Source organism: Anaplasma phagocytophilum, from assembly GCF_023476575.1.
In the GTDB taxonomy this organism is placed as follows: Bacteria; Pseudomonadota; Alphaproteobacteria; order Rickettsiales; family Anaplasmataceae; genus Anaplasma; species Anaplasma phagocytophilum_A.
Genome location: NZ_JAHLEX010000042.1, coordinates 1 through 9,516, shown reverse-complemented (window position 1 = coordinate 9,516; position 9,516 = coordinate 1). Strand labels below are relative to the sequence as shown.

General features: G+C 41.6%; 5 protein-coding genes and 1 pseudogene. 3 read left to right on the top strand and 3 right to left on the bottom strand.

Going from position 1 to position 9,516, the window contains the following annotated elements; translation table 11 throughout:
• Nucleotides 1-128: pseudogene (locus KPX09_RS05790) on the top strand (P44/Msp2 family outer membrane protein); the annotation flags it as partial.
• Nucleotides 129-781: 653 nt separating this feature from the next.
• On the opposite strand, the gene KPX09_RS02935 reads toward KPX09_RS05790, so the two are convergent.
• Nucleotides 782-4,270, bottom strand: a complete 3,489-nt coding sequence (locus KPX09_RS02935) for a hypothetical protein (protein WP_249548910.1) — start codon at nucleotides 4,268-4,270, stop codon at nucleotides 782-784.
• Nucleotides 4,271-4,722: 452 nt separating this feature from the next.
• Nucleotides 4,723-5,457 carry a phosphoribosylaminoimidazolesuccinocarboxamide synthase gene (purC, locus tag KPX09_RS02930; protein ID WP_249548908.1) on the bottom strand — a complete coding sequence of 245 codons (735 nt, stop codon included), beginning with the start codon at nucleotides 5,455-5,457 and terminating at the stop codon, nucleotides 4,723-4,725.
• Nucleotides 5,458-5,571: 114 nt separating this feature from the next.
• Here purC and hisS point away from each other — a divergent pair, with 114 nt between their 5' ends.
• A complete protein-coding gene (gene hisS / locus KPX09_RS02925; protein WP_249548907.1) occupies nucleotides 5,572-6,834 on the top strand; it encodes a histidine--tRNA ligase in 1,263 nt (420 codons plus the stop codon).
• 477 nt (nucleotides 6,835-7,311) lie between these two features.
• Here the strand turns inward: hisS and KPX09_RS02920 are convergent, their stop codons facing one another.
• Nucleotides 7,312-8,079: a DsbA family protein gene (locus KPX09_RS02920; protein ID WP_249548905.1), complete on the bottom strand. Its 768-nt coding sequence runs from the start codon at nucleotides 8,077-8,079 to the stop codon at nucleotides 7,312-7,314.
• A gap of 360 nt (nucleotides 8,080-8,439) precedes the next feature.
• Here KPX09_RS02920 and KPX09_RS02915 point away from each other — a divergent pair, with 360 nt between their 5' ends.
• Nucleotides 8,440-9,369, top strand: coding sequence for a COX15/CtaA family protein (locus KPX09_RS02915; protein ID WP_249548904.1), 930 nt, complete (start codon nucleotides 8,440-8,442; stop codon nucleotides 9,367-9,369).
• Nucleotides 9,370-9,516: the final 147 nt, after the last annotated feature.

Here is a 9,516-nt window from a genome sequence, read left to right as displayed (position 1 = left end):
TAGTAAGTGCACCTAATAGTAACGCCACAGCCGTAGCTAAAGACCTAGTCAAGGAACTCACTCCTGAAGAAAAAACCATAGTAGCAGGATTACTTGCTAAAACTATTGAAGGGGGTGAGGTTGTTGAAAGATTCGTATCTCCATATCTAGCATTGTTATCTTAGGAGTAGTAGATTGGACATAGAGTCAGTGCCGTGGAAGTACGTTACAGTAATCTAATATATTAGACTTTGGGTGCTATTATCAGGCCCCTGGTTTATACCAGAATAAGATATCTAGGATATCATTTCAGAATAAGGGTAATGACCTTACGTTGTTGAGAAATTAGTGTGCTTTCTTCTGACTTCATAAGGACCCCAGGTGAGTTTCTACCGCTTGTGCTTGGTCAACTTTGGGCGTTATGCATGTTTTAAGCATATGTTGCCAAGTGTTGCATATCAAATCTATGTGATAGCATATCTTGCAGTCTACGCGTTTCGCACAAAACTCAAGCCTGTAAAAGTATTGTCCCTCTTGTTCTGACACCTGATAACTATACCGCTAATAAATGCATCAGAATTCAAAAACGCGACAGCTGGGGGTAGATACTCATCATAGCTGTCTAGTCTAAGACGTTGCTAGAAACGCTCAAAACACGCTATAATTTCTTTATCCTATAGCTCGAAGCAAGAGCACATGTCCATTTGCGATCAGGATCCGAGCACTGTACATGGCGGGGATCTTGCTATAGGCACCTCTTCTATCTTGTAGCTAGACACACTGAAGCAACTATACATATAAATTAAGTACCATGTTTCTGCTGTCCTGCTGCTTCTATAGCCTCTGGGCCAGTAGTAACACATTGCTTGAGATCACTGCTCACAGTATCTGCCGAAGGTTCTGATAATGAGGCAGCACTGCATGATGCCTCAAGATTTATCGCTTCTAAGCTGCCTATTAAGTAACTTTTTGCCCCCCTTACACTAAGATCAAGAAGTTGATCTGGCTCGTCCTCGAGGATTTCTGAAATTATATCATCTGACACATGTTTATTAGCTAAAACAAGTCCGGAAATTTTTTGACAGGAGTTATCTATGCAGATCTTAGTGTTCCATTCTGTCATCGCCACGCATTGCGTGGATACATCATGTACTAGAGAAGAAGGCCCAAAAGTATGTGCCACTGTCGCAGGAGTGTTGTTCTGACCCAGTTTCTTTATGTCGCTTTCTTGTGCATTGCTGAGATAATGTAATGGTGAGTGTGCTCCACCTTGTGTTTTCTCAAGGTGCAGAGCCGTACCTCGTGCACGTTTGTTATACCTTTTCTCAGCTAAAGTACCTCTTTTGGCCAATATGCTCTCTCCAAGATAGTAAGAAGTGGTGTTAGTTACGGGTTGTATGCCAGCAAATGAGTGGTTGGCTATAGTCTCAATAGGGACAGGTGTGGCTGAATCTAGAGAGGTCATGCAAGAGGTATATATATCCTTTTTGTTAGAAAAAGGTTTGGGAACTATAGTAGCATGCGAGTTTTTAAAAAAATTGCGTTCATAAGGTGATATGTTAGCTTTGATTTCCCTTTTTTTCTGTTCTTTTTTGAGAGTTTTGCCTCTTGCAGTTGAGTTATGTCCACATCCTGCATTGCTGCTTACCTGTTCAATATTCCGGGCCACAGACTCATTGCATTTTACTGAATGCCCCATGTACAGGGGGCTTGCTGCAGCATAGCGAACATATGTACCATGATAGCCTGGGTATAAGTTACTGCTATTGTATGGCAAAGTGAGAAAACGAGGTCCGTAAGCATTAGATCCATGCGTATAATGAGTATGCGTTGCGATTGATCTATGATCACTACTAGGTGTCAGCAATGGTCGTAAGACACTAGGTAGCGGCATTCTAACCCCTTGTTCGGATGCCAAAGTAATAGCCTCATGCTGCTGCAAACTATTCTTGCTGTGTGCATGTTGTACGGACAATGTACGGCACGCGTGCGTACTTGAATGCTTGACTATATGTGACATGTTATAATTCTGCATTAGGTGCACGGAAGGAAGCCTATCTGTAATATGTACAGGGCAATAACTATGGTTTGGAGGAGTGGATAAAGTAGGGCCGTGGTGACGTTGTAGAAATGAGTTCTGGTATTGTGATAGGTAATTAGAGGCTATTACGATGGGCGCTCTCAAAATTAGCGGCGGAGACACAAGAGACTCCTCACTTCTTGTTAATGCACTACTGGTGCTATGAGAAGTATTGTGTATTGCTGAGTCAGGTACGTGTGCAAAAAAGCTATGGATAAAGTTTTCAAGTGCACGTACACCCACATTGCTCTTACCCGTGTCCATAATGTACTGCTTTTGAAGTAAGGTGCAATTTTTTTTCATTTTAGGTGATGTTTTTGTGCAATTAGTAAGTGTGCTCTGGTGCTGCTGCAATCCTTTGGTATTGCCAGCCTCATTCGCTGATTTATATACCATTTCAGCGTGAGGTTTTAAGATGTCTTTCTGTCTGTTTTCCGCAATTGCACTGATACTAGATGTATTGTTCGCCCATGCATCTGAGTACACGGGTATAGGCATACTGATCCCACTAGGCCCCATCTCCGAAGATATTAAGGCGTCACTTTCAGCTATGACAGGCGCTGTTAAAACATTCTGTACTATAATGAGCTCCAGTTCATCATAGAAATGCAAAAACTCTCCCCTTGAACTCAATTTCTTTGTCGCAAAGTATGACTGAAACTCACATATATTCTTACTGTTCACATGAGTATTTTCTACGCCCAAATACCTGCTGTTAAATGCTAAAGCATTTGTGAGTAGAGATACGTAGACGTTTAGCATAGTGTCTTGAGGAGGATCACCTACGCGACGTGGTAAAAAGGTATAACGCATCGAGCTAAGTACAATATTTACATATTCCTCAACCAAGCTTGCTGTGGGTGATTTTTTTTCAGTTCTCATATGCCACACTTCAGGTGTCTTTGTTTGTATTCCAGTTGTTCTTGTTATTATTTTTTTGAAATCACGTAGCACTAGTCGGTCCAAGTAATGAACGTGGCCTAGGATGTATTTTAGACCATCATGAAACTCCTGAGTAACAGCTAGCGCTTCAGTAAGCATAGCAGGATCCATGCGTCTGTTTATTAGATCAATTTGTAAAGGACGTGTTATTCCAAGTAATTTGAGCTGTTTAGGAATATCAGCAGTATTTTGTAGTTCTTGGATTGAACATGCAGCTTGAGATATTCTACTCAGAACGTCATTCAAGATTGCCGGTAGCTCTCCCAGAGCAGCGGTAGAGTTGCAGGCACGCTGCGTTTCGTAGTGAGCACTATGAGTCAGAAATTCATCAAGTAGCGCAACAAGGCGATGCTGTGTAGTTTGGAAGATAAGAAGCTGGTGGTTTTGATAATACTCCAAGTGCTCAATTTCCTCTCCTAAGATTACAAGACGTTTTACCTGATCGGATAAAGTTGGATAGTACAATTTATGGAAATGAAGCGCTTTTGATGTGATTCGCAAGATTTCAGTGTGTAGAATATTGATGTATTCTGGGTTCATTTCCGGTTCCAGTACGCTCCCAGCAGCGGCTATACGACTTCTCTTCAGTAAGGCGTTTCTTACGTTTTTTAAGAGTGTGAGACACTTGTGTAGCAAATGACTATCGTTGAACAATTTACGTGACACCACGGCTTCATGAGAGAACCTTATTAAGATCCGCAACCACATAGCACGTTCACCAACAGTTAGAACGTATGGTATCTTCTCCAAAAGCGTCATAAGGGGATAATACACAGCCATGTTAGGAAGACAAATTTTTGTCAGGTTGCTAAGCACGGTTTTTCTAACTCTTCCTACGCATTCTCCGAGATCGCTGTTAGTAAAAAACCTTTTTCTAACCGGCTTTAGAGTCTCCATTAGTATGTACAGCACGTCACGAAGTTTTTCGGTTGTGATCAACAACTGAGAGGAAGCTATAGCATTCAGATCACTATACGTGGATGTGGACACATCATTCCCATGCATTCTTGTCTTACTGATGAAAATGAGTACTCTAATAGCTTCTAGAGCTTTGAGAGCTCCGTGGTAATATTCCTTCTCATGACATACCACTTCAACACTTAAAGCAGAATATGCACTCTCTATTTCTTCTTTTACGGATAATATAGTCTCCTCTGTGCAGGTTGCTGATACATGCCGAGAGAGCTTAAATACTTCCTCTAGCATATAAAAATTTAAAAGGCGCGCATGCTCTAGTATACTGATACGCGTTGCTTCAGCTTGTCCCATATCATACCTCAACTCAAAACAATACGCACTGTATTGGTAAAAATCTTTACGTATTGCTCAGAGTAGGCACTGCATTTTGGATAAAAGTCAATAAATTTTAAAAAATTTACTAAATGATGATGTATATGATATACAGATGCACGCACCACGTGAGAGGTAGTTATAATCTCGCAATTCTAACGAGGGCAGAGATAATAGTGTTTGCCGGAGAATGCGTGCTGTTATAAGCCCTCTCGTACCGTAGCACGCGAGTAAAGCGGCTTGAGCCTCCTAGTTGCAAAGTTATAGCACAGGGACTTTCTGCCTCAAAGCTGAGTAAGCCGTTGTGATACAACACTGTGCACATCCAGTGTCAGTAATGTTAGATAGGGAACGCAAAAACTACGTGTATACTGCTATACTTTCTGGATTATCACGCAATACCGCCTTAAAACTTAGAGCAGATTGGTCTTTTATTTGCTTTTAAAGTACTGTTCTAGCCTTTGTAAAACTTCCTGGTACCCTTCCGCAATGTTGCCTATGTCGAACCTGTACAGATCTTTGTCCAGCACCGTAAGGGTAGATGCATCCCAAAGCCTACAGGTATCAGGGCTAATTTCGTCTCCTAGAACAATTCCCTGCTCAGCATGCGGATCTCTACCAAATTCCAGTTTAAAATCTACGAGTAATATTTTAACTTCGGAAAAGAGTACACTAAGAATCTTATTAGCTTGCAGTGCTATTTCTCGCATGCGTGCGAGCTCGCTTTTTGAAGCAAGACCAAAGCAAATTGCATGATCCTCCGCTATCATCGGGTCCGACAGTCCGTCGTTTTTATAATAGAACTCCACTATAGGTGCAGCCAAGGCGTTACCCTTAGGAATCCCGAACTTTTTACACATGCTTCCAGCTGCGATATTTCTAGCTACCACCTCTAGAGGAATCATGTTTAACTTGCGTACCAACTGTTCGTTCTCATTCAAAAATGACAAAAAGTGTGTACGTATACCACTTGCTTCAAGGTGTTCCATCAGAAGAGAACTTATTCTGTTTGTTAGTGCACTTTTTCCCTGTAGCTCACTTCTTCTTTGTGCATTGAACGCTGTAAGAGTATCCTTAAAACGCTGTATCACTGCCCTTTCATTTTCCGGGTAGCGCAGAATAATCTTGGACTTACCCTCATATAGAACCTCTTGTGTATTTTCCATCGTGTTCCTCTTACTTTGCAGCATTGTACCAATTTGGTAGATAATTTTGCAAAAAAAATGTACACATTTTCTGTCTTCGGGACATCATAAAAACAAGTTTGGGGATAGGAAAATATGAAAGTAGGTGGATTTCAACCGGTGCGAGGTACAAAGGACTTACTTTCTGAAGAATATTACAAATTATTCCATATACAAAATGTTGCTCAAGAAATTGGAGAGCGCTTTGGTTTTCTGCCTGTGCAGACTCCTATATTTGAATTCCAAGAGGTTTTTTGCAAAACTTTGGGGGATTCTACAGACGTTATCGGCAAGGAAATGTATACTTTTGCGGATCGTGGCGGGGATGTCCTTGCGTTGCGCCCAGAATTTACTGCTGCAGTTGTGCGGTTATTGTTGAGCGAAAAAATTCAGCCTCCTGCGCGACTATTCACGGCGGGGCCAGTGTTTCGCTATGAACGACCGCAGAAGTGTCGGCAGAGACAGTTTCACCAAATAAATTATGAGTGTTTTGGTGTAAGCGGAAGCCAGGTTGAAGCTGAAATTATCTCTCTAGCATATTGTGTTCTGGAAGTGTTTGGGTTGCACTGTGATGTTACTCTAGAAATAAATTCCCTGGGAAGTAGTGAGTGCATGAACGCGTATCGGGCTAGCTTACTTAGTTTTTTTGAGAAATATCGCTCTGAGCTTTCTGAGGATAGTAGGAGAAGATTGCAGACTAATCCTCTTAGAATTCTAGATTCGAAAGAAACTACTGATAAAGAAATACTCAGTACTGCACCTTCAATCGAGGATTTTTACGATGCTGAGACTAGAGCTTCCTTTGAAGGATTGAAAGACCATCTCGCGAATTTGGGTATACCATATGCAGTTAATAGCAAGTTGGTGAGGGGGTTGGACTACTATACAGGCACCGTTTTTGAGTATAAAACATCAAGCCTGGGGTCACAGGATGCGATAATTGCTGGTGGTAGATACGACAATCTTGTAGCAGCTATGGGCGGTGAAAATGTACACGCAATAGGATTTGCTGGTGGGGTGGAAAGACTTGCAGCATTGATGAGCTATTCTAGGACACGAAAGTTCTGTGTGTTTATTTTGCCGATTTGTGAGGAAGTCGTAAGTCATGCAATGCGTATCGCTTATGAGATTAGACGGACTTTATCCGGCATCCAAGTAATTTGCGACGCAGTAACCAGATTAAAAACGGGCATGAAACGGGCAGATAGACAGAAAGCTGATATTGCACTGATTCTAGGAGATGAAGAGGTAAACCGTGACGCAATATCTTGTAAACATATGCTAACAGGAAAACAGGAAGAAATCAGCATAAGCCACATTACGGAATATCTTAAAGCACTGATGGCAGAGAGCCGATAGTTCACCGTACACCCCCCCAAAAAAAAGGCCACGGGGATGGTATTTTGGGTGCAAGCGTTATGTGTCGAAACTCCGCAAAGATTTGGGTATGTTCCAAAACTTGCTAGTTCTGCATTTTGCTCGCAGAGAAACTCCAGCAGTGGCCCATTTTTATGCCTCTTCACACTTCGGATATGTAACTGAGGACAACCCGCTTTTGACTCATGAAACAACTTTCTCTATCCATGGCACTTTTGATCATCTCAAGAAGTCGCTACATATCCCTTAACTTTGGTTCTTCTATATCAACTCTACTGAATATTTATTTTTTAACACCCATTACACTTTTGGATCATCCAAGGAGTGACAGGAGATAACCTGATTTCGATATACAATAGCAACTTTACCAGTCATTTCTTTTTATCTATTGTACTTTTCGTATCATGCCACGAACTAACTGCAGATTACCTGATTTTGATACAACAGAAACTCTACAAGTTATTTATTCTTTGCATCAATTGCATTTTGGATCATGTCACGAAGTGACTGAAGATCACTTGCCCCTACAAACACAGAATCACCTACTACAACAGTGGGCGTACCACTGACATTGAGGTTTGTAGCTAGAGCCTTGGTATCGGCCAACATCTTAGAAATTCTTTCGTCATTCTGAACCAAAGACCTCTCCAACTCTTCCCATGATATCCCAATGGACTCTACAATCTCTGCTATCTCAGCCTCGCTAAACATCTTATTGTGAACCAGAGCAGCATAGTAAAAGTCGATGTACTTTTCAGGGTTGATAAAATGCACGGCAAGAGCAGCTCGTGCCGCAAGCATAGAAGCTTCTCCCAATAAAGGAAGATCCCTAAACATCACTCCTACCCGACCATCAGCCAAAATCTCCTTAATGTGAGGAAGCATTGTGCGACAATATCCACACGAATAATCGAAGAACTCTACTAAGAACACTTCCCCTTTCTTGTTACCAAACAGGGGATAAGAGGCATCCTCAAGAAGATCCTTGTTCTCCAACACTCTCTTACGCATCTCAGCTTTATTCATTGCAACCTGTCCTTTGCTCAAAGCGCTCACGACCTTATGAGGATTCTTATATATATACTCCTCTATCATGGCCTCGATTTCCTGTTGATTCTGGTTCTTAACCCCAGAGACCCAGCGACTGATTAAAGGGAAACTTGCTACCAACACCACCAGACTCAATAGGCAGAACACTCTCCCCATCTTCAACTCCAGACCATTCATGCAACCACCACAGCTAACACTAGTGTATGAAAATGTCAATAACAATTTCCACAGATACCACCGGCTTGGTGAGCATATGACCTGCCTATATATAGGCACAAAATTGTATGGGTACAAAATTGAGAAATTTCTAACTACTGGTTCTAATTTCGCGGTTATAAAAACCCGGATAGTGCAGCATATATATTGGTAAAAGGAGAAGTAAGGCTACATTTCATGGACATGGTTTACTAGGTTAAACGACTGTTTTGTTGTGAGAGATACAGGGACGGAGTTATAATTTCGGTTTTAAAGGCAGTAGCTATGCGCACATCACACATTGCAACATGGTTAGGTACTTGTTGCATCATGGTCCTTCTTATGGTTTTTGTTGGGGGTGTGACGCGTCTGACAAATTCTGGATTATCTATTACTGAATGGCGCCCTGTAACTGGCGTGCTGCCTCCAATTAGTGACGTAGATTGGGTTCGGGAAAAGGAAAAATACGCAAAAACCCCGGAGTATCTCTACATTAACTCCGGAATCTCACTGAGTGACTTCAAGCGCATATACATGACAGAGTATGTGCATAGATTACTGGGTAGGATTCTCGGCATTATATTCTTCGTACCTATGCTTTATTTTGCAGTAAAAAGGCAAATCAAAGGAGCCTTGGCTGCGCGACTTGGTATAGTAGCATTATTAGGGGCATTACAGGGTGCAATAGGCTGGTTTATGGTAAAGAGTGGTCTGGTAGATGTACCTTATGTGAGCCATTTCAGGCTAGCAGCACACTTATTTCTTACAATTGTACTGTTTTCTCTGCTATGGCATAGCTTTTTAGAAAGTAGAGGTGTAGTTGCGGTACATAAAGTGACATATGGCAAATATGTTTTTGCTATATTCATGCTTGTTATAACAGGGTTGCAGATGGTCTTAGGTGCGTTAGTGGCTGGCTTAGATGCTGGCCTTATCTTCAACACTTTTCCTCTGATGGATGGAGACATAATTCCGAGCCAAATACTTTCTGGAGAGCTATTAACAAGCAAATTTTTATACAACGAAGTTGTTGTACAGTTTCTACACCGGCTGTTTGCTACTATTGTGTTGTTGAGTGCGGGGGCTATACCTCTGCTTATGCGTTTGAAAGAGTCATGGATGCTGTGTTTTGGTATCATGCTGCAATTTTTGTTTGGTGTAGCCACTTTGGTGCATGGGGTACCATTGTATCTAGCGTCTTTGCACCAGATATGGAGTTTTGTAGTAGTGGCTATAGAAGTTTATATACTGAAAGTGCTCAGAAAAGTATAGCCGTACGAATGGAATAACACGTTTCCAACGTTCACATTTTTTGTACCATATAGAGTTCAGTATTATATAGCAGGTGGATTCACATATGTTTAGCACCCACTGAGGGCAGGGTCTTGGTCAGGAAGATGCAAAAAACTCACGTGTTCA

Excerpts from the sequence above, each read along its gene's own strand:
- KPX09_RS02920 (WP_249548905.1), bottom strand. The coding sequence starts at position 8,079 with ATGAATGGTCTGGAGTTGAAGATGGGGAGAGTGTTCTGCCTATTGAGT.
- KPX09_RS02935 (WP_249548910.1), bottom strand. The coding sequence starts at position 4,270 with ATGGGACAAGCTGAAGCAACGCGTATCAGTATACTAGAGCATGCGCGC.
- KPX09_RS02915 (WP_249548904.1), top strand. The coding sequence starts at position 8,440 with ATGGTTTTTGTTGGGGGTGTGACGCGTCTGACAAATTCTGGATTATCT.
- hisS (WP_249548907.1), top strand. The coding sequence starts at position 5,572 with ATGAAAGTAGGTGGATTTCAACCGGTGCGAGGTACAAAGGACTTACTT.
- purC (WP_249548908.1), bottom strand. The coding sequence starts at position 5,457 with ATGGAAAATACACAAGAGGTTCTATATGAGGGTAAGTCCAAGATTATT.